This window comes from Escherichia sp. WS2035, from assembly GCF_046487065.1.
Lineage (GTDB): Bacteria > Pseudomonadota > Gammaproteobacteria > Enterobacterales > Enterobacteriaceae > Escherichia > Escherichia coli.
The window spans coordinates 918,371-937,835 of sequence record NZ_JBJQKD010000001.1 but is presented as its reverse complement, the minus strand read 5'-3'; the positions used below and the strand labels follow the sequence as shown (position 1 = coordinate 937,835).

General features: G+C 51.4%; 20 protein-coding genes. 1 reads left to right on the top strand and 19 read right to left on the bottom strand.

Going from position 1 to position 19,465, the window contains the following annotated elements; all coding sequences use genetic code 11:
- Positions 1 to 19: 19 nt before the first annotated feature.
- The 8 genes from ACJHX4_RS04585 to hinT form a co-directional block, all read right to left on the bottom strand.
- A complete protein-coding gene (locus ACJHX4_RS04585) occupies positions 20 to 559 on the bottom strand; it encodes a glycine zipper 2TM domain-containing protein (protein WP_001043459.1) in 540 nt (179 codons plus the stop codon).
- Positions 560 to 785: 226 nt separating this feature from the next.
- Positions 786 to 2,090: an NADH-quinone dehydrogenase gene (ndh, locus tag ACJHX4_RS04580; protein ID WP_001295966.1), complete on the bottom strand. Its 1,305-nt coding sequence runs from the start codon at positions 2,088 to 2,090 to the stop codon at positions 786 to 788.
- 398 nt (positions 2,091 to 2,488) lie between these two features.
- A complete protein-coding gene (ycfP, locus tag ACJHX4_RS04575) occupies positions 2,489 to 3,031 on the bottom strand; it encodes an alpha/beta hydrolase YcfP (RefSeq protein WP_000587933.1) in 543 nt (180 codons plus the stop codon).
- A gap of 22 nt (positions 3,032 to 3,053) precedes the next feature.
- Complete coding sequence (gene nagZ, locus ACJHX4_RS04570; protein WP_000529298.1) at positions 3,054 to 4,079, bottom strand: beta-N-acetylhexosaminidase; 1,026 nt, start codon at positions 4,077 to 4,079, stop codon at positions 3,054 to 3,056.
- Between the two features lie 10 nt (positions 4,080 to 4,089).
- Positions 4,090 to 4,914, bottom strand: a complete 825-nt coding sequence (gene thiK, locus ACJHX4_RS04565) for a thiamine kinase (protein ID WP_001116601.1) — start codon at positions 4,912 to 4,914, stop codon at positions 4,090 to 4,092.
- A complete protein-coding gene (gene lpoB, locus ACJHX4_RS04560) occupies positions 4,895 to 5,536 on the bottom strand; it encodes a penicillin-binding protein activator LpoB (protein WP_000164453.1) in 642 nt (213 codons plus the stop codon). Before lpoB ends, thiK begins: the two co-directional genes overlap by 20 nt.
- A 13-nt stretch (positions 5,537 to 5,549) precedes the next feature.
- Complete coding sequence (locus ACJHX4_RS04555) at positions 5,550 to 5,927, bottom strand: YcfL family protein (RefSeq protein WP_001225291.1); 378 nt, start codon at positions 5,925 to 5,927, stop codon at positions 5,550 to 5,552.
- Positions 5,928 to 5,929: 2 nt separating this feature from the next.
- Positions 5,930 to 6,289, bottom strand: coding sequence for a purine nucleoside phosphoramidase (gene hinT, locus ACJHX4_RS04550; RefSeq protein ID WP_000807125.1), 360 nt, complete (start codon positions 6,287 to 6,289; stop codon positions 5,930 to 5,932).
- A gap of 333 nt (positions 6,290 to 6,622) precedes the next feature.
- On the opposite strand from hinT, the gene fhuE reads away from it, so the two are divergent.
- The gene (gene fhuE, locus ACJHX4_RS04545) at positions 6,623 to 8,812 is read left to right on the top strand and encodes a ferric-rhodotorulic acid/ferric-coprogen receptor FhuE (protein ID WP_000953406.1); all 2,190 of its coding nucleotides are present in this window, start codon (positions 6,623 to 6,625) and stop codon (positions 8,810 to 8,812) included.
- Positions 8,813 to 8,871: 59 nt separating this feature from the next.
- Here the strand turns inward: fhuE and ptsG are convergent, their stop codons facing one another.
- From ptsG to fabH, 11 genes are all read right to left on the bottom strand, one after another.
- Positions 8,872 to 10,305, bottom strand: a complete 1,434-nt coding sequence (gene ptsG, locus ACJHX4_RS04540) for a PTS glucose transporter subunit IIBC (protein ID WP_000475726.1) — start codon at positions 10,303 to 10,305, stop codon at positions 8,872 to 8,874.
- 294 nt (positions 10,306 to 10,599) lie between these two features.
- Positions 10,600 to 11,397, bottom strand: a complete 798-nt coding sequence (locus tag ACJHX4_RS04535; protein WP_000480245.1) for a metal-dependent hydrolase — start codon at positions 11,395 to 11,397, stop codon at positions 10,600 to 10,602.
- Between the two features lie 10 nt (positions 11,398 to 11,407).
- Entirely contained in the window at positions 11,408 to 12,412 is a 1,005-nt protein-coding gene (gene holB / locus ACJHX4_RS04530; RefSeq protein WP_001267919.1) for a DNA polymerase III subunit delta', read from the bottom strand.
- Positions 12,409 to 13,050, bottom strand: coding sequence for a dTMP kinase (tmk, locus tag ACJHX4_RS04525; protein ID WP_001257002.1), 642 nt, complete (start codon positions 13,048 to 13,050; stop codon positions 12,409 to 12,411). The genes holB and tmk overlap by 4 nt, the downstream gene beginning before the upstream one ends.
- Entirely contained in the window at positions 13,040 to 14,062 is a 1,023-nt protein-coding gene (gene yceG, locus ACJHX4_RS04520; protein WP_000756838.1) for a cell division protein YceG, read from the bottom strand. Before yceG ends, tmk begins: the two co-directional genes overlap by 11 nt.
- A gap of 2 nt (positions 14,063 to 14,064) precedes the next feature.
- Entirely contained in the window at positions 14,065 to 14,874 is an 810-nt protein-coding gene (pabC, locus tag ACJHX4_RS04515; RefSeq protein ID WP_000478684.1) for an aminodeoxychorismate lyase, read from the bottom strand.
- A gap of 119 nt (positions 14,875 to 14,993) precedes the next feature.
- A complete protein-coding gene (fabF, locus tag ACJHX4_RS04510; RefSeq protein WP_000044679.1) occupies positions 14,994 to 16,235 on the bottom strand; it encodes a beta-ketoacyl-ACP synthase II in 1,242 nt (413 codons plus the stop codon).
- Positions 16,236 to 16,322: 87 nt separating this feature from the next.
- Positions 16,323 to 16,559 (bottom strand): acyl carrier protein, encoded by a 237-nt coding sequence (gene acpP, locus ACJHX4_RS04505; RefSeq protein ID WP_000103754.1) that lies wholly within the window; start codon positions 16,557 to 16,559, stop codon positions 16,323 to 16,325.
- A gap of 210 nt (positions 16,560 to 16,769) precedes the next feature.
- Positions 16,770 to 17,504 carry a 3-oxoacyl-ACP reductase FabG gene (fabG, locus tag ACJHX4_RS04500; protein ID WP_001008535.1) on the bottom strand — a complete coding sequence of 245 codons (735 nt, stop codon included), beginning with the start codon at positions 17,502 to 17,504 and terminating at the stop codon, positions 16,770 to 16,772.
- Positions 17,505 to 17,516: 12 nt separating this feature from the next.
- Positions 17,517 to 18,446 carry an ACP S-malonyltransferase gene (gene fabD, locus ACJHX4_RS04495; RefSeq protein WP_000191372.1) on the bottom strand — a complete coding sequence of 310 codons (930 nt, stop codon included), beginning with the start codon at positions 18,444 to 18,446 and terminating at the stop codon, positions 17,517 to 17,519.
- A gap of 15 nt (positions 18,447 to 18,461) precedes the next feature.
- Positions 18,462 to 19,415: a beta-ketoacyl-ACP synthase III gene (gene fabH / locus ACJHX4_RS04490; RefSeq protein WP_000288138.1), complete on the bottom strand. Its 954-nt coding sequence runs from the start codon at positions 19,413 to 19,415 to the stop codon at positions 18,462 to 18,464.
- Positions 19,416 to 19,465: the final 50 nt, after the last annotated feature.

Sequence of the window (19,465 nt, the reverse complement as noted above, 5' to 3'; positions counted from 1 at the left end):
ATTGCAGAGTACAGCCTTGTTATACTTTGTTATTCAAAATCAGCTGCCCGTTGCTATCTAGCGGGATCTGCGTACCCGGATCGCGGTCCATGCGGATTTTGCCCTGCTGATCGCCAATCTTATAGGTCACATCATAACCGAGCATTTTTTCTGACTTGTCATACACCGTTTTACAACGCTGTTGCGTAGTCGTGTAAGTATCGCTTTCCTGGAGAGAGCCCTGGATCTGGTTACCTGCATATCCACCCCCCAGCGCCCCCACAACAGTGGCGACATCTTTACCGCGACCACCTCCAAACTGATGCCCAATCACGCCGCCAGCAACAGCGCCGAGCACCGACCCGGTAATGCGATTTTCATCCTGCACCGGTCGACGATGGGTCACTGTAACGTTGCGACACTCCTGACGCGGTGTTTTAACCGTTTCCTTGATTGGGGTTGCAGAAACAACCTGAGCGTATTGCGGGCCACGTTCAAACACGTTCAGACTGGCCACTGCCGCTACGCCCAGCGCAGCTGCGACACCAATCCCGATACCCGCCAACATTGACTTATTCACGGGAACACCTCCTTCTTTGTAGTTATGCCAATCATGCAAGCGAAGGAGAAAAGCAGCTATCAGACAGAAGATGAAAAGCGCGGGAATGGCTGGAAATACTCAGGGATTCGGAGGAGTCTGAAGGAATGCCTGATGCGACGCTTAACGCGTCTTATCAGGCCTACCGCTCGTACCATTTGTCCAGGGCGGATAAGGCGTTTATGCCCCATCCGCCAGTACAAGTCGATTAATGCAACTTCAAACGTGGACGGATAACGCGGTTAATACTCCCCACCAGCATCATTAATCCGGTTTTAAAGTAACCATGCAGCGCAATCTGGTGCATTCGGTACAGCGAGATGTATACAAAGCGCGCAATTCGTCCTTCAATCATCATTGAGCCGCGCGTCAGGTTACCCATCAGGCTACCGACTGTGGAAAAGTTCGACAGCGATACCAGCGAACCGTGATCTTTATACTGATAATTTTTCAGCGGCTTACCGTTCATCTGCGCCAGAATGTTGTTCATTGCGCAGGTTGCCATCTGATGTGCGGCCTGAGCGCGCGGCGGAACAAAGCCCCCTTCCGGACGCGGGCATGACGCGCAGTCGCCAATAGCGTATATGTCTGGATCGCGAGTGGTTTGCAGCGTCGGTTCCACCACCAGCTGGTTGATACGGTTGGTTTCAAGACCACCGATATCTTTCAGGAAGTCTGGCGCTTTGATCCCGGCTGCCCACACCATCAGATCAGCCTCAATATATTCGCCATCTTTAGTGTGCAGGCCGCCTTCATCAGCACTGGTGACCATGGTTTGCGTCAGCACGCGAACGCCAAGTTTCGTTAACTCACTATGGGCCGCAGCAGAGATACGTGGCGGCAATGCAGGCAAAATACGTTCGCCCGCTTCTACCAGCGTTACGTTCAGGGCTTCGTTGGTCAGACCTTTATAACCGTAACTGTGCAGTTGCTTGACCGCGTTGTGCAATTCAGCGGAGAGTTCTACACCCGTCGCGCCGCCGCCGACAATCGCAATGTTTACTTTGCCATTCGCGCCCAGGTTGGCGGAGTATTTCAGGAACAGATTCAGCATCTCCTGGTGGAAGCGACGCGCCTGGTGCGGGTTATCGAGGAAAATGCAGTTCTCTTTGACACCTGGTGTATTGAAATCGTTAGAGGTGCTACCCAGCGCCATTACCAGGGTGTCATAGGCGATTTTACGTTCCGGAACCAGCAGTTCACCTTTCTCGTCGCGCAGTTCTGCAATAGTGATTGTTTTCGCTTCACGATCAATATCAATTACGGAACCCAGCTGGAACTGGAAACCATGATTGCGCGCATGGGCCAGATAGCTCAACGCATCGACGCCTTCATCAAGCGAGCCAGTCGCCACTTCGTGCAGCAGCGGTTTCCACAAGTGGCTGTGGTTACGATCGACCAGCGTAATTTTGGCTTTTTTCTTGCGTCCCAGCTTATGCCCCAGCTGTGTTGCCATTTCCAGCCCACCAGCACCGCCGCCGACAATCACAATTTTTTTCAATGGCGTAGTCAACGTGACCCCCTTAAATTTATTAACCAATTGTTAATTAATGGTTATTAACATAGCTCTTAATTAACAACAGGTTATAGCAATGAAAATGTTCTTCGCTATTGAGAATAACATGAATGGTGCATTGGTCATACCAAAATTGATGTTAATCAAGTTTTGTTGCTGAAAAGATAGGCGACTTTACCGGGTGAGATCAAAAAACAGAGTTTGTTGTTCATTATTTGAGCTGATTTGTGAGAATGATATAGAGTGAGGTGTGTATGGAGGGCGTTCGGTAGGCCTGATAAGAGGCGCATCAGGCATTGATGCTCGACTGTCGGATGCGGCGGAACGCCTTATCCAACCCACAGAATCAGGAGCGCATCAGGTACCGGCAAGGTTACCTGATGCGACGAGGGCATTTACCCGAGGGTTTTGAACGCTTTAATGCGCTGTAAATGCGGGGAGATATTCTTGAATTTGTGCGTCTGCTCTTCGTCCCAGACAATCTCGTAATAATGATGCAACTCTTCAGATGTCCGCTGGCTGTTAAGCGCTTCATCATTACGCGACAAAATCACCAGGCAACGATCGCGATTCTTCTCACGGAAGTTGGTCACACACTTAGTGGCAATATCGGCATACTCTTCCGGGCGATCAATCTTCCCTTCCATGTTCTCATAAGGGAACAAATTGGGGTTGAAGATCACCTGGCGGATATCACAGAGAAAACCAATCCGCTCAGCCCAATAACCGCCCAGACCAACACCACAAATGAGCGGGCGCTCGTCGACGTTCAGTTGCAACATTTTGTCCACTTCTTTGAGCAAATGCTGCATATCATGTTTTGGATGCCGCGTACTGTAGCTTATTAGCCGTACATCCGGGTCAATAAACTGCAATTGTAAGACTTTCTCGTGGTTACCCGGACTGTTAGAGTCAAAACCGTGCAAATAGATAATCATCGCTTCCTCACATAAGCCAGGGTTAATGACCTGCCTTCTCTTCCTGCCAGCGTTCATGTAACTGATTCAGACGGGCGCTGATCGCTTTCCAGCGAGCCGAGTCCATCAGTTCCTGTCGCGAAAATGAACCTTTATGATACAAACGTGTAACACGTTCTGCCTTGATCGGTGACAGATTATCTAACACGCTGACGGCCCCTTTACGATTATTGCAGACCAGGATCATATCGCAACCTGCATCCAGTGATGCCTGTCCACGCTCGGCATAACTGCCCATAATCGCTGCGCCTTCCATCGATAAATCGTCAGAGAAAATCACGCCGTCAAAACCCAATTCCTGACGCAAAACGGTTTTCAGCCAGTAGGGAGAACCGCTCGCCGGACGCGGATCAACATCACTGTAGATCACATGCGCAGGCATAATGGCGTCGAGTTTATTTTCGCGGATTAAGGAACTGAAGACCGACATATCTTTAGCGCGAATCTCCGCTTGCGGACGTGGGTCGCACGGTGTTTCTTTGTGTGAGTCTGCCGTTACTGCACCGTGACCTGGGAAGTGTTTCCCGGTAGTTTTCATTCCGGCTTCATGCATACCATCAATAAACCGGCTGGCAATTGCCAGGGCTTTTTGTGGATCGGCATGATAAGAACGCTCGCCAATCGCCGCGCTGATATGCCCGACGTCCAGCACTGGCGCAAAGCTGATATCAATATCCATAGCAATCATTTCGCTGGCCATCAACCAACCTGCCTCTTGCGCCAGTTTTCCGCCTTCTTCCATTCCCAACAGCGCAGCGAATGATTGTGCCGCTGGCAAGCGGGTAAAACCTTCACGAAAACGCTGCACGCGTCCACCTTCCTGATCTACCGCCACCACCAGATGATTTCGCGATGCTGCGCGGATCTGGCGCACCAGTTCACGTAACTGGGCAGGATCATGATAGTTTCGCGTAAAGAGAATCAGCCCTCCCACCAGCGGATGCGCCAGTATTTCACGCTCTTCCGCGTCCAGTTCGTAACCTTCGACATCCAACATTACTGGACCCACACTGCTCTCCTTATTGTTTTATTAATAGCTGCCGCCAGGTGTCATCGGCCAGCCTGATAAATTGTTGATCGCCGGTTTGTCGCCAGCGGTACTCAAACCACCCTGCTTTGAGCATCAGCAGCCAGGGAAACCATCGCCTGACCTGACGCCATAATTGCGCCGGATAAATCTTCGCGCGAGTGGCATAGTCATTGACCAATTGCCGATGCTGGTCAGTATTTTCCACCCACACCGCCGCCAGTTCCAGCGCGATATCACCATCTCCGGCATACTCCCAGTCGATGAGTTTTAACCCTGACGCGCTATGCACTAAATTTCCGGCGTGGACATCCATATGCAATGGACTTAAGCGTAAAAGCCGTGGTTCCCGCGCTTTGCGCAGACGTTTTAACATTCGCAGCCAACCCACTGTCCGCCGCGCCGGATCGCTTTGCTGCCAGTACAGTTCCAGTAACGGCAACAGCGTTATTCGCCAGCCAAAACGCGGTTGTTGATGTAGATAATACAGCAAGCCTGCCAGTTCGTTGGTATCCGGCAAATACGTTTTTACCTCGCCGGGCAGATAGTCAACCACCATCCAGTCACGGAGATATAAATGCGGCTTCGGTGCAATGCATGCGGGTAGTTGTGATAAAGCCCGATACTGGCGCAAGAACGCGGACTGCGGCGCATCAGGATCGTGCGGCTGACGCACAACAAAACGCTGGCCCTGATGTTCAATGAGAAAACTCCCGCCACTAAGCCCACTATTAAACGTCGTGACGGGATGAAACTGCGGGAAAAAGCGCGACAGCAATTCGTCGCGCGTGAGGGGATTATTGCTGCGAAACGGCACCTTTACCTGACCAGATAATTTCGCCCGTCTGCACCAGCATCAGCTGCATTTGTAGGGTCGGAGCGTTAACGTTGCCAGAGGCGCTGGAGTACAGCACGTAATGAGCGCCAACATTGCGGGCAATGCCTATGGCTTTACTACGGGTGCCTAAACTGTCCTGCGGCGACAAACCTAATTGTTGCTTAGCCATCGACAGCTGCTGGGCGGAAACCAGGGTAAATTTACCGTTATTAGCCAGCGCATTTCGCAGCGTTTCGGTCGCTTCTGCGGCATTCAACGAACCGTTAGTACGGTTGTTAACGCTATCAACCAGCAGGACGCTACCCGCAGTCACGCCATCAGCCCCAAGCATCTTACTGACCATCGGCTGCATTGCGCCATTCCAGTCATAATGGCGAATATGCGGCGCAGGCGGTGCAGTTTGATCTTCGTGCTCAATTGGGCCTGGCTGCTGCGGTATCGTCGGCACCGATGGCACTGTGGGGACAGGCTGTTGTGGCTCGGTTGGTTGTTCCGGCGCTGGTTTCACTTCTTCTACCGGTGCAGGTTCACGTTGCCCCACACACCCGGCAAGAAACATCGCCAGCGCGGTAATCAAGGCGTAGCGACTCATTTTTGTCATCAAGATTCACCCCTTACAAATATAGATAAAGTCTGACTTTGTGCGCCCCCAGAAAATTGGCGCTGCCGTACAGCGTGACCGCCGAATGTGCGGGAATGGTAACGCTGCGTGGCCTTTCCAGAGGATGCATCTCCAGCCCTCTGGCGTCATACCAGTAAAAACGATAATGAACGGTAACGGGTTCTTGCCTTTCGTTATAAAGCGTTGAGGATGCTGAAGGTTGAATATCAGATGTCGAAAGGACGGGCTTTTCTGCACTGATGCCCGCAGCCAATAAAGATGACTCCATCACCAGCGATTGCTCATCATTCACCGGAATTTCCGGATGTGAACGACAGCCCACCAGCACTAACAACGCCAGAGACACCAGCCCAAAGCATCCTTTTCTCATCGTTACAGACCTTTATGCGCCAGCATTGGTCCCAGCGGACGGCCACCCAACAAGTGCATATGGATGTGGTAAACCTCTTGTCCGCCATGGCGGTTGGTGTTCATGATCAGACGATAGCCATCTTCGGCAATACCTTCTTGCTCAGCAATTTTTGCCGCTACGGTGATCATGCGTCCCAGCGCCTGCTCATGCTCAGCTGACACGTCGTTCACAGTCGGAATGAGGATATTCGGAATGATCAGAATATGCGTTGGCGCTTGCGGCGAAATATCGCGAAACGCCGTTACCAGATCATCCTGGTAGACGATATCGGAGGGGATCTCACGACGAATAATTTTGCTGAATATAGTTTCTTCTGCCACGACATTTTCCTTTTTCAAATAGCCATGCGTTGCGCCATGCTACGCCGCGCCACACTGCGAGTATAGAGTATGGTCGAGTTAAACCTGCTCTTTCAACCTTAACTCACGATTTCTTAAGCAAAAAACCGTTTTGCTGCCGTATATATCGCCATTATTCCCATTTCTGCCTGCGAATGCGCTGAAAAGACATTTTCTGTTTGGTTTACACACCAAATATGAATGCGTATATTTCTCATTTGCATTTACATACAAAATTATTCGCACACTAAATATAACCGCTCATCACCCTGCTCCGGCATGAGCCTGACGCCAACATAAACCAAGAGATTTCAAATGCTTTCGACACAATTTAACAGGGATAATCAACATCAAGCCATCATCAAACCGTCACTCCTTGCCGGTTGCATAGCACTGGCACTATTACCTTCCGCCGCTTTTGCTGCACCAGCCACTGAAGAAACGGTGATTGTTGAGGGTTCAGCCACAGCCCCAGATGATGGCGAAAATGATTACAACGTAACGTCTACCTCTGCGGGTACAAAAATGCAGATGACTCAACGTGATATTCCTCAGTCGGTCACTATTGTTAGCCAGCAGCGGATGGAAGATCAGCAGTTACAAACGCTGGGCGAAGTGATGGAAAACACGCTGGGGATCAGCAAAAGTCAGGCGGATTCCGATCGTGCTCTTTATTATTCCCGCGGATTCCAGATCGATAACTATATGGTTGATGGTATCCCCACCTATTTTGAATCGCGCTGGAATCTGGGCGACGCACTTTCTGATATGGCACTGTTTGAACGCGTAGAAGTAGTGCGTGGCGCGACAGGCCTCATGACCGGGACGGGTAATCCATCTGCGGCAATTAATATGGTTCGAAAACACGCGACCAGTCGTGAATTTAAAGGCGATGTCTCGGCGGAATACGGTAGCTGGAACAAAGAACGGTATGTGGCGGATTTACAAAGCCCACTCACCGAAGACGGTAAAATCCGCGCACGAATTGTCGGCGGCTACCAGAATAACGACTCATGGCTGGACCGCTACAACAGTGAAAAGACCTTCTTCTCCGGCATTGTCGATGCTGATTTAGGCGATCTTACGATGCTTTCAGCCGGTTACGAATATCAGCGTATTGATGTTAATAGCCCAACCTGGGGCGGTTTACCGCGCTGGAATACTGATGGCAGCAGCAACAGTTACGATCGCGCACGCAGTACCGCACCTGACTGGGCGTACAACGATAAAGAGATCAACAAGGTCTTTATGACCCTGAAGCAGCGGTTTGCTGATACCTGGCAAGCGACGCTGAATGCCACCCACTCTGAAGTCGAATTTGACAGCAAAATGATGTATGTCGATGCCTATGTAAACAAAGCGGATGGTATGCTGGTTGGGCCATACAGTAATTATGGCCCTGGTTTTGATTATGTCGGAGGCACCGGTTGGAACAGCGGCAAACGTAAAGTTGATGCGCTGGATCTGTTCGCTGACGGTAGTTATGAATTGTTTGGTCGTCAGCACAATTTAATGTTTGGTGGCAGTTACAGCAAACAAAACAATCGTTACTTCAGTTCATGGGCCAACATTTTCCCGGATGAAATTGGCAGTTTCTACAACTTTAATGGCAATTTCCCACAAACCGACAGGTCACCACAGAGTCTGGCGCAGGACGATACCACACATATGAAATCGTTATATGCTGCCACTCGTGTCACCCTTGCCGATCCGCTGCATCTGATCCTCGGCGCACGTTATACCAAGTGGCGGGTTGATACGCTGACTTACAGCATGGAGAAAAACCACACCACGCCTTATGCTGGACTGGTGTTTGACATCAATGATAACTGGTCGACCTACGCCAGCTATACCTCTATTTTTCAGCCGCAAAATGATCGTGACAGTTCAGGCAAATATCTGGCACCAATCACCGGTAACAACTACGAGCTGGGTCTGAAATCGGACTGGATGAATAGCCGTCTGACCACCACGTTAGCCATCTTCCGTATTGAGCAGGATAATGTCGCTCAGTCCACCGGTACACCTATCCCCGGCAGCAACGGCGAAACCGCCTATAAAGCGGTGGATGGGACAGTCAGTAAAGGTGTGGAATTTGAACTCAACGGCGCAATTACCGACAACTGGCAGCTGACGTTTGGCGCAACGCGCTATATTGCAGAGGATAACGAAGGAAACGCCGTTAATCCTAATCTGCCACGCACCACGGTTAAAATGTTCACCAGCTATCGGTTGCCTGTCATGCCAGAGTTGACGGTCGGCGGTGGTGTTAACTGGCAAAATCGCGTGTATACCGACACCGTGACACCGTATGGCACCTTCCGCGCCGAGCAAGGTAGCTACGCGCTGGTGGATCTCTTCACCCGCTACCAGGTGACGAAAAACTTCTCGTTACAGGGGAACGTCAATAACCTGTTCGACAAAACCTACGATACCAACGTGGAAGGTTCTATTGTCTACGGCGCACCGCGTAATTTAAGCATTACCGGCACGTATCAATTCTGAATAACGCCTGTAAAAAAGGCAGCCATCTGGCTGCCTTAGTCTCCCCAACGTCTTACGGATTAGTGGTTACGGATGTACTCATCCATCTCGGTTTTCAGGTTATCGGATTTAGTACCGAAAATCGCCTGAACACCAGAACCAGCAACCACTACGCCCGCTGCGCCCAGTTTCTTCAGGCCAGCCTGATCCACTTTAGACACATCAGCAACGCTGACGCGCAGACGGGTAATACATGCGTCGAGGTTAGTAATGTTTTCTTTACCACCAAATGCAGCAACCAGAGCCGGTGCCATTTCGCTGGTACCTGTCGCTTTTGCGTCTTCAGTCGCGTCTTCACGACCCGGCGTTTTCAGATCCAGTGCTTTAATCAGCACGCGGAAGATGGTGTAGTAAACAATGGCATAACCGATACCGACGATCGGGAACAGCCACAGTTTGCTGCTGTTACCAGACAGAACGATGAAGTCGATCAGACCGTGCGAGAACGACGTACCGTCACGCATCCCCAGAAGAATACAGATTGGGAATGCCAGGCCTGCCAGAATCGCGTGGATGATGTACAGGATCGGCGCAACGAACATGAAGGAGAACTCGATCGGCTCGGTGATACCGGTCAGGAACGAGGTCAGCGCCGCGGAGATCATAATACCGCCCACTTTCGCGCGGTTTTCTGGTTTAGCAGAGTGCCAGATAGCAATTGCGGCAGCTGGCAGACCGTACATTTTGAACAGGAAGCCACCAGACAGTTTACCCGCAGTCGGGTCACCCGCCATATAACGCGGAATGTCGCCGTGGAAAACCTGACCTGCTGCGTTGGTGTATTCACCAATCTGCATCTGGAAAGGTACGTTCCAGATGTGGTGCAGACCAAACGGTACCAGGCAACGTTCGATGAAACCGTAAATGCCAAACGCAACTACCGGGTTCTGGTAAGCAGCCCACTGAGAGAAGGTCTGGATTGCAGAGCCAATAGGCGGCCAAATGAAGGACAGCACAACGCCAGTAAAGATGGCAGTCAGGCCTGAAATGATCGGCACAAAGCGTTTACCGGCAAAGAAGCCAAGATACTCAGGCAGCTTAATACGGTAGAAACGGTTAAACATGTACGCTGCGATCGCACCGGAGATAATCCCCCCGAGTACGCCAGTATCCGCCAGGTGTTTAGAGGCGATTTCTTCAGCAGGTAAATGCAGTACCAGTGGCGCAACCACGGCCATGGTTTTAACCATGATGCCATAGGCAACAACTGCGGCCAGCGCGGATACGCCATCGTTATTGGTAAAGCCGAGGGCGACACCGATCGCAAAAATCAGTGGCATGTTTGCAAAGACGGAACCGCCTGCTTCTGCCATAACATGCGATACAACGGCGGGCAGCCAGCTGAAATTCGCGGAACCGACGCCCAGCAGAATACCTGCGATAGGCAGTACGGATACCGGCAGCATCAGCGATTTACCGACCTTTTGCAGGTTAGCAAATGCATTCTTAAACATAATTGAGAGTGCTCCTGAGTATGGGTGCTTTTTTTACGTTCTCACGCGTGGCAAGGGGGGAGTGCCTCGCCGTGTACAGGGCATCTAAGCGCCCTTTATTTATTACACAGAGTAAAATAATTCAGTGCCGATTTGTTTGACGGCTATCACGTTTCAACTTCAGATCATTGGAGAAGTTGCACATTTTGACAAAACATATGTCACAATATTTCAAACGTGGTTATTCACCGCCCGATTTTCGGCGGTGAACTTTACTCGTTTTAGCCATTAATTACGAGCTTTAAAAAAACTCATTCAACGGATGGATTGAAGGCGGGAAGCATCGATGTGAAACAGACGGGCGAAGTTATCGGTGGTTACCTGCGCCAGTTCTTCAACGGCAACACCTTTCAACACAGCCATGTATTCTGCAACGTCACGAACCATCGCAGGTTGATTCTCTTTTCCTCGATGCGGTACTGGCGCAAGGTAAGGTGAGTCAGTTTCCACCAGTAACCGATCCAGGGGGACATAACGCGCAGCATCGCGCAGTTGCTCCGCATTACGGAAGGTCACAATGCCGGAAAAGGAGATGTAAAATCCGAGATCCAGTAATTTACCCGCCGTTTCTCTGTCCTCTGTAAAACAGTGTAGTACGCCACCGCAATCCGTCACTTTTTCTTCGCGCAGAATTGCCAGCGTATCGGCGCGGGCGTCACGGGTGTGGACGATAACCGGCTTGTTCAGTTCACGACCAATCTGGATATGATGGATGAAGGACTCTTGCTGACGTACTTTAGTTTCCGGCGTGTAATAATAATCCAGCCCGGTTTCACCCAGCGCTACAACGCCCTCTTCTGCCGCCAGACGACGTAAATCTTCTACATCGTAGGGATCATTCTGGTTGAGTGGATGCACGCCACAAGAAAATACGACGTTGTCGCGTTCGCCTACCAGATCCCGCATGTGTAAATAACCCGGTAATGTTGTGGCGACTGCCAGACAAAATTTCACATCGCGTGCGGCGGCTTTCGCCAGAACGTCATCCACGTCCTTATGCAAAGATTCATAATCCAGACCATCGAGATGGCAGTGTGAGTCGACTAAAAACATGATGTCTCTCTTAAAGATGAGGAACCGGTAGCACAACGCCCGGTTGCAGGTAATGCTCAATACGCAGTAAAAGATCGGTGATGAGAAGCTCGCGGTTGATACCTGTGACAGACATTAACTGTTCACGAATGTGGCAAACATCCCCCAGTATAGCCTGCAGGCGCGAGGGAGAAAGATGGTTTGCCAGTTCGACGACCAGCCCCGGCACATCAACATTGGTCACGTGCGCAGCGCCATAATGGCGTTTTAGCGCATCCATCAGCAACGTTGCCAGCCAGTGTAAACGCGCCGGAGCTTGTTCATTATTAAGGGCCGCTAGCAGCGAATACCAGTCGCCCGATTGCACGCCATATGCCAGCGCCTGACACAATGTTTCACGAGCCTGCCAGTTATCTCCCTGAAACAACGCCAGTGCCGCCCCAGGCGAACCGGCGCTTAAGCGCAATGCGGCAAGTAGTGCATCCTGTGACATTGTCACTTCGCGTGAAAGCCAGGTCACGGCGTACTGTTCCGGCGGCGGCGCAAGGTAATGTAACCGACAACGACTACGTAATGTTGCCAGTAAACGTTCTGGCTCGCGGGTAGCAAGGAAAAACCACGTCTCTGCTGGTGGCTCTTCAAGCGTTTTCAGCAATGCGTTAGCCGCGGCGTCGGTTAGTAAGGCAGCATCGGTTACCCAGACAACTTTCGCACCACCTAAGCGTGCGTGCTCATTCAGCTTTTCGGTGACCTCACGTACCGCATCAATGCCCAGCGCATTTTTCCCTTTTTCGGGAGCCAGGGTGTAGTAATCGGGATGTGTGCCAGCCTGCATCAACTGACATCCACGACAGTGACCGCAACTTTTGTGGCCCTGCGGTTGTTGGCAGAGTAAATAACGGCTCAGGGCGTAGATTAAAGCATCATCGCCCATGCCCGGTAACGCCTGAATGAGTAGCGCATGGTGACCTCTTCCGGCCTGATAGCTGGCTACCAGTTTTTCGAAATCAGGTCGTAACCATGGATACCATCTCATGCGTCCAACTCCTTCACCCAATTGGTCACGGTAGTGCGGATTGCATCCATCACGGCCTCCAGCGGCTGGGTGGCATCAATGGTATGAATGCTTTTATCTTGTGCTGCCAGTTCCAGATAGCGGGCGCGGGTGCGATTAAAGAAATCGAATGACTCTTGCTCAATACGATCCAGCTCACCACGGGCGCGAGCACGTTTTAAGCCGACCTCTGGGGTGACATCAAGATAAAGCGTTAAGTCAGGGCGAAAATCCCCGAGAACAGCATCACGCAGTGTTGCCAGCATATGTTGGTCAATACCACGTCCTCCACCCTGATAGGCTTGAGTGGAGAGATCGTGGCGATCGCCAATCACCCAGGTGCCGTTAGCCAGCGCAGGTTTGATGACCGTTTCTACCAGTTGAACGCGCGCGGCATAAAACATCAAAACTTCGGCTTTATCGGTAATGACTTCATCGCCTACCGATTTGATATCCAGCACCAGGCTTCTTAACTTTTCGGCAAGTTGCGTACCGCCAGGTTCCCGAGTGAAAACCATGTCGCGGATACCCAGTTGCTCAAGCGTCTCAACCACCACGTTACGCGCGGTAGTTTTGCCTGCGCCTTCCAGCCCCTCAATGACGATATACTTACTGCGCATTTTTTTCCTTAAGCACTTTCAGATAATCCTGCACAGACTTGTTATGACTGGCAAGATTGGTATTAAACGTGTGACCACCTTTACCATCGGCCACAAAATAGAGATACGGCGTTTTTGCCGGATGCGCAGCAGCCTTCAGCGAATCCGCCCCCGGCGTCGCTATCGCACCTGGCGGCAGACCGGTAATGGTATAGGTGTTATACGCTGTCGGCGTTTCCAGGTCTGCACGAGAAAGTTTGCCATTATAACGCTCTCCCATCCCGTAAATCACGGTCGGGTCGGTCTGCAGGCGCATACCAATGCGTAAACGGTTGATAAATACTGAGGCAACCTGATCGCGTTCACTGGCAACGGCGGTTTCTTTTTCGATAATTGATGCCATCGTCACCAACTGGTTTTTATCTTTATAAGGCAGACCGTCCGCACGCCCTTCCCAGGCGCTATCGACCGCTTTCACCATTTTCTTGTGCGCTCGTTTGAGTAACGCGACATCGGTGGTATTGGCGGTATACATCCAGGTGTCTGGCCAGAACCAACCTTCAATCCACTCCGGGTTTTCCAGTTCAAGTGCCTGCGCTACGGTGGCGTACTTATCGTCGCTCAGCGTGTGCTTGATATACGGAGCCTCACGCAATTGCTTGAGGTAGTCGCTCAGACGCATCCCTTCTACCAGTCGCAGCGGGAACTGTGCTTCTTTACCGCTTTCCAACAATTTCAGCATCTCGCGCACGGTCATCTGCGGTGTAAAGCGGTAAGTCCCGGCTTTAAAGTGAGAAAGATCCGGTTCGATACGCAGCAGCCATTGGAAAACCCGTGGGCGATTGATGATCTTATCGGCATAAAGCTGTTCACCGAGCGCCAGACGTCCGGTCCCTGGCTTCAGGGTAAATATCGTCTCTTCTTTGATAAGCAATTTGCTGTCGGCAAGATGGCGAACCTTCCAGACGCCCACACCAGCGGCGATACCCAGTACCACCAGCAATAACAAGATTATCAATAACACTTTTTTCATGACTAATTCGGGCGCTCACAAAGTGGGGCTAAATATTCATATAACGTTGCTGACGAAAAGGAGACATCGCCACAGGCACGTACGGGCATCACTGGCATTAACGCATTACAAATAACCATCTCATCTGCCTGCAACGCCTCTTCCAGAGAGGCTTGCACTTCGACAAGCTGATAAGAGGATTGTGCCAGCAAACGGATACAGAATTGTCGCATAATGCCGTTAACACCTGCCTGATCCAGTCGCGGCGTATAAACTACGTTGCCCTTCCGCCAGAACAAATTAGCCGCACAGCATTCCGTAACCCACCCTTCGCTGTCAAGGACCAGCGCCTCATCAGCGTTTGTCTGCTCAAGATGAGAGCGGATCAATACTTGCTCAAGCCGATTAAGATGTTTAATACCTGCAAGATGAGGATTGCGCCCCAGCCGCACCGGGCTTAGCGCCAACGTCATCCCTTCGTTACGCAAACGGTCGTAATGTGCAGGATAAGCCGTAACGGAGAGAATCCGCGTTGCCGGTCCACTGTTCAATGTGCTGTACCCTCGCCCGCCACTACCGCGACTGATCACGACTTTCAGTACACCATTTTGCTGTTCTGCTGCCAGCGTTTTCATCTCTTGTTCAAGCTGAGGCCAGAAGTCACAGGAAATCATCAACCGCTGACAAGCATCCTGTAGTCGCTGGATATGCGCCGATAACAAACTGACTTTACCGTCGATAACTCTGGCGGTGGTAAAACAACCATCACCAAACTGCGTTGCCCGATCGCTTACTGCCAGCGATTCCTGCTTATGACCGTTAATTAAGAACATACCGGCTCCTTATCAGAGAATTGTTAGTGTGGCAGCATGTTCACTACGGAACAAGTCGGAATAAAAGCTAAGAAAAAAGGCCCGCAAGCGGACCTTTTATAAGGGTGGAAAATGACAATTTAGATCTTTTTAAAGATCAAAGAACCATTAGTGCCACCGAAGCCGAAGGAATTACACAGAGTGTATTCCATTCCGCTAACCTGACGCGCTTCGTGCGGTACGAAATCCAAATCGCAACCTTCATCCGGGTTATCCAGGTTGATGGTTGGCGGAACAGCCTGATCGCGCAGCGCAAGGATGGAGTAGATAGATTCTACTGCACCCGCCGCACCTAACAGGTGACCGGTCATAGATTTCGTGGAGCTTACCAACACGCGGCTTGCAGCTTCACCGAAGATGGTTTTCACCGCCTGCGCTTCAGCTTTATCGCCAGCCGGCGTAGAAGTACCGTGCGCGTTAACGTAGCCAATCTGACTCGCTTCAATGCCTGCATCACGCAGAGCATTTGCCATCGCCAGAGCTGCGCCTGCGCCATTTTCTGGCGGTGACGTCATATGATAAGCATCGCTGCTCATACCAAAGCCGACGAGTTCAGCGTAAATTTTCGCACCGCGTTTTTTCGCGTGTTCGTACTCTTCAAGTACCAGCATACCGGCACCATCGCCCAGTACGAAACCATCACGCTCTTTATCCCACGGGCGGCTCGCCGCTTGCGGGTTATCATTGCGGGTAGATAATGCGCGTGCCGCGCCAAAACCACCAACGCCCAGCGGCGTACTGGCTTTCTCTGCGCCACCTGCAACCATCACGTCAGCATCGCCATACGCGATAATACGCGCAGCATGGCCAATGTTGTGCACGCCGGAAGTACAGGCGGTCGCGATAGAGATGCTTGGGCCACGCAGGCCATACATGATAGTCAGATGACCTGCCACCATGTTCACAATCGTTGACGGAACGAAGAATGGGCTGATCTTACGTGGACCACCGTTCATCAGAGATGTGTGGTTTTCTTCGATCAGTCCGAGGCCGCCAATCCCGGAGCCAATTGCGGCACCAATGCGGGTTGCGTTCTCTTCCGTTATTTCAAGGCCAGAATCCTGCATGGCCTGAACGCCAGCGACAATTCCATATTGAATGAAGGCATCCATCTTGCGCTGTTCTTTGCGCGAGATAATGTCCTCACAGTTAAAATCCTTTACTAAGCCAGCAAATTTCGTTGCATAGGCGCTAGTATCGAAATGGTCGATTAGGCTGATGCCACTCTGACCGGCAAGCAGAGCTTTCCAGGTAGACTCTACGGTATTGCCGACAGGAGACAACATGCCCAGTCCGGTCACAACTACACGACGCTTAGACACGTTTGTCCTCCAGGGAGGGAAAAAATGATTCTAGTGGGACAAAAAGATAAAACTCAGGCGGTCGAACGACCGCCTGGAGATGTTCACTTACGCCTGGTGGCCGTTGATGTAATCAATGGCAGCCTGAACGGTGGTGATTTTCTCAGCTTCTTCGTCCGGAATCTCAGTATCAAACTCTTCTTCCAGAGCCATTACCAGCTCAACGGTGTCAAGAGAATCCGCGCCCAGGTCTTCAACGAAAGAAGCATTGTTGGTAACTTCTTCCTGCTTAACGCCCAGCTGTTCGCCGATAATTTTCTTAACGCGTTCTTCGATAGTGCTCATACTCTTAAATTTCCTATCAAAACTCGCTTTCGCGATGGTTTTCGTAGTGTATAAAATGTTGAAAAATTTGCAACTAAATCCCGGCAGGTCTTACCACGATTTTACGTTATTTTGAGGCCTTACCCCCCAATAACGCAAATCATTTTGCACTAATTATTACTCATAACCACGCAGACTGCGCGCAACATGAGCATTTTGTGCAAATCGCGGTCAGACCATGTACATCCCGCCGTTCACATGCAAAGTTTCACCCGTGATGTAAGCTGCTTCGTCGGATGCCAGGAATGCAACCGCGTTGGCGATTTCCTGTGCGCCGCCGAGGCGACCCGCAGGAACCTGCGCCAGGATACCCGCACGCTGGTCATCGCTCAGCGCACGTGTCATGTCCGTTTCAATAAAGCCCGGAGCAACAACGTTTACAGTAATACCGCGTGACGCAACTTCGCGCGCCAGTGATTTACTGAAGCCGATCAAGCCCGCTTTCGCCGCAGCGTAGTTGGCCTGACCGCCATTTCCCATGGTACCAACCACAGAACCGATAGTGATAATACGACCATGACGCTTTTTCATCATAGCGCGCATTACCGCTTTTGACAGACGGAAAACAGATGAAAGGTTGGTTTCGATAATATCGTTCCACTCTTCATCTTTCATTCGCATTAACAGGTTATCACGAGTGATACCGGCATTATTGACCAGGATATCCACTTCACCAAATTCTGCGCGAATTTTTTCCAGAACAGATTCGATAGATGCCGGGTCGGTCACATTCAACATCAGACCTTTGCCGTTGGCACCTAAATAATCACTGATCGCCTGAGCGCCATTTTCACTGGTCGCAGTGCCAATAACTTTCGCGCCACGGGCTGCGAGCGTTTCAGCAATTGCGCGGCCAATTCCGCGGCTTGCACCGGTTACCAGTGCGATTTTTCCTTCAAAATTCATGATTTTCCTCTTTTAAAGCTCGAGCGCCGCTGCCATCGCTGAAGGTTCGTTCAGCGCCGAGGCGGTCAGGGTGTCGACAATGCGTTTCGTCAGGCCAGTAAGCACTTTGCCCGGGCCGACTTCATAGAGATGTTCTACGCCTTGCGCTGCCATGTATTCAACAGACTTCGTCCACTGAACCGGGTTATACAACTGACGTACCAGTGCGTCACGAATGGCATCACCATTGGTTTCGCATTTCACATCAACGTTATTCACAACAGGAACTGTTGGTGCGTTAAAGGTGATTTTCGCTAATTCTACTGCCAGTTTGTCGGCTGCTGGTTTCATCAGCGCACAGTGAGACGGTACGCTCACTGGTAGCGGCAGAGCGCGTTTTGCGCCCGCAGCTTTACAAGCAGCACCCGCACGCTCAACCGCTTCTTTATGACCGGCAATAACCACCTGTCCCGGAGAGTTAAAGTTTACCGGAGAAACGACCTGACCTTCTGCAGCTTCTTCACACGCTTTCGCAATAGACGCATCATCCAGACCGATGATTGCCGCCATAGCACCCGTTCCTTCCGGTACGGCTTCTTGCATGAACTTGCCGCGCATCTCAACCAGACGCACCGCATCAGCGAAATCAATCACACCAGCGCAAACCAGCGCGGAGTATTCCCCCAGGCTGTGACCGGCCATCATTGCCGGTGCTTTACCGCCCTGCTGCTGCCATACGCGATACAGCGCAACAGATGCAGTCAACAGCGCTGGCTGGGTTTGCCAGGTTTTATTCAGTTCTTCAGCTGGCCCCTGCTGGGTCAGCGCCCACAGGTCGTAGCCCAGCGCCGCAGAAGCTTCAGCAAACGTTTCTTCGACAATTGGATAGCTCGCCGCCATATCAGCCAGCATTCCAACGGTTTGAGAACCCTGTCCAGGGAACACAAATGCAAATTGCGTCATGTTTTAATCCTTATCCTAGAAACGAACCAGCGCGGAGCCCCAGGTGAATCCACCGCCAAAGGCTTCAAGCAGAACCAACTGCCCCGGCTTAATGCGCCCGTCGCGTACAGCTTCATCCAGAGCGCACGGGACAGAGGCCGCAGAGGTATTACCGTGGCGATCCAGCGTCACCACGACATTGTCCATCGACATGCCGAGTTTTTTCGCTGTTGCACTGATAATACGCAGGTTAGCCTGATGCGGAACCAGCCAGTCCAGTTGAGAACGGTCAAGATTATTCGCCGTCAGCGTCTCATCAACGATGTGCGCCAGTTCTGTTACCGCAACCTTGAAGACTTCGTTGCCCGCCATCGTCAGATGAATTGAATTCTCTGGATTCACACGGTCAGCATTAGGCAGCGTCAGCAACTCACCATAGCTACCGTCGGCATGCAGATGGGTGGAGATGATTCCCGGCTCTTCAGAGGCAGCCAGCACCGCAGCGCCCGCGCCATCGCCAAAAATAATAATAGTCCCACGATCTGTTGGATCGCAGGTGCGCGCCAGTACATCGGAACCGACGACCAGAGCATACTTCACCGCCCCAGATTTCACGTATTGATCGGCTACGCTTAATGCATAGGTGAAACCTGCGCAGGCTGCTGCAACGTCAAATGCCGGGCAACCTTTAATGCCCAGCATGCTTTGAATCTGACAAGCTGCGCTCGGGAAAGCGTGCGTAGCAGAAGTCGTTGCCACAACGATCAGGCCAATCTGGTCTTTCTCAATGCCCGCCATCTCAATTGCGCGTGTCGCCGCTTCAAAGCCCATGGTTGAAACGGTTTCGTTTGGCGCGGCAATGTGGCGTTCGCGGATACCGGTACGAGTGACAATCCACTCGTCAGAGGTGTCCACCATTTTTTCCAAATCGGCGTTTGTCCGCACTTGTTCGGGCAGATAGCTGCCAGTACCAATAATCTTCGTATACATGTACGCTCAGTCACTTTTCGGTTATATACCGTCACTTGCAAACTGCGAGT

Excerpts from the sequence above, each read along its gene's own strand:
- ycfP (WP_000587933.1), bottom strand. The coding sequence starts at position 3,031 with ATGATTATCTATTTGCACGGTTTTGACTCTAACAGTCCGGGTAACCAC.
- lpoB (WP_000164453.1), bottom strand. The coding sequence starts at position 5,536 with ATGACAAAAATGAGTCGCTACGCCTTGATTACCGCGCTGGCGATGTTT.
- ACJHX4_RS04555 (WP_001225291.1), bottom strand. The coding sequence starts at position 5,927 with ATGAGAAAAGGATGCTTTGGGCTGGTGTCTCTGGCGTTGTTAGTGCTG.
- fhuE (WP_000953406.1), top strand. The coding sequence starts at position 6,623 with ATGCTTTCGACACAATTTAACAGGGATAATCAACATCAAGCCATCATC.
- ptsG (WP_000475726.1), bottom strand. The coding sequence starts at position 10,305 with ATGTTTAAGAATGCATTTGCTAACCTGCAAAAGGTCGGTAAATCGCTG.
- ACJHX4_RS04535 (WP_000480245.1), bottom strand. The coding sequence starts at position 11,397 with ATGTTTTTAGTCGACTCACACTGCCATCTCGATGGTCTGGATTATGAA.
- holB (WP_001267919.1), bottom strand. The coding sequence starts at position 12,412 with ATGAGATGGTATCCATGGTTACGACCTGATTTCGAAAAACTGGTAGCC.
- tmk (WP_001257002.1), bottom strand. The coding sequence starts at position 13,050 with ATGCGCAGTAAGTATATCGTCATTGAGGGGCTGGAAGGCGCAGGCAAA.
- yceG (WP_000756838.1), bottom strand. The coding sequence starts at position 14,062 with ATGAAAAAAGTGTTATTGATAATCTTGTTATTGCTGGTGGTACTGGGT.
- pabC (WP_000478684.1), bottom strand. The coding sequence starts at position 14,874 with ATGTTCTTAATTAACGGTCATAAGCAGGAATCGCTGGCAGTAAGCGAT.
- acpP (WP_000103754.1), bottom strand. The coding sequence starts at position 16,559 with ATGAGCACTATCGAAGAACGCGTTAAGAAAATTATCGGCGAACAGCTG.
- fabG (WP_001008535.1), bottom strand. The coding sequence starts at position 17,504 with ATGAATTTTGAAGGAAAAATCGCACTGGTAACCGGTGCAAGCCGCGGA.
- fabD (WP_000191372.1), bottom strand. The coding sequence starts at position 18,446 with ATGACGCAATTTGCATTTGTGTTCCCTGGACAGGGTTCTCAAACCGTT.
- fabH (WP_000288138.1), bottom strand. The coding sequence starts at position 19,415 with ATGTATACGAAGATTATTGGTACTGGCAGCTATCTGCCCGAACAAGTG.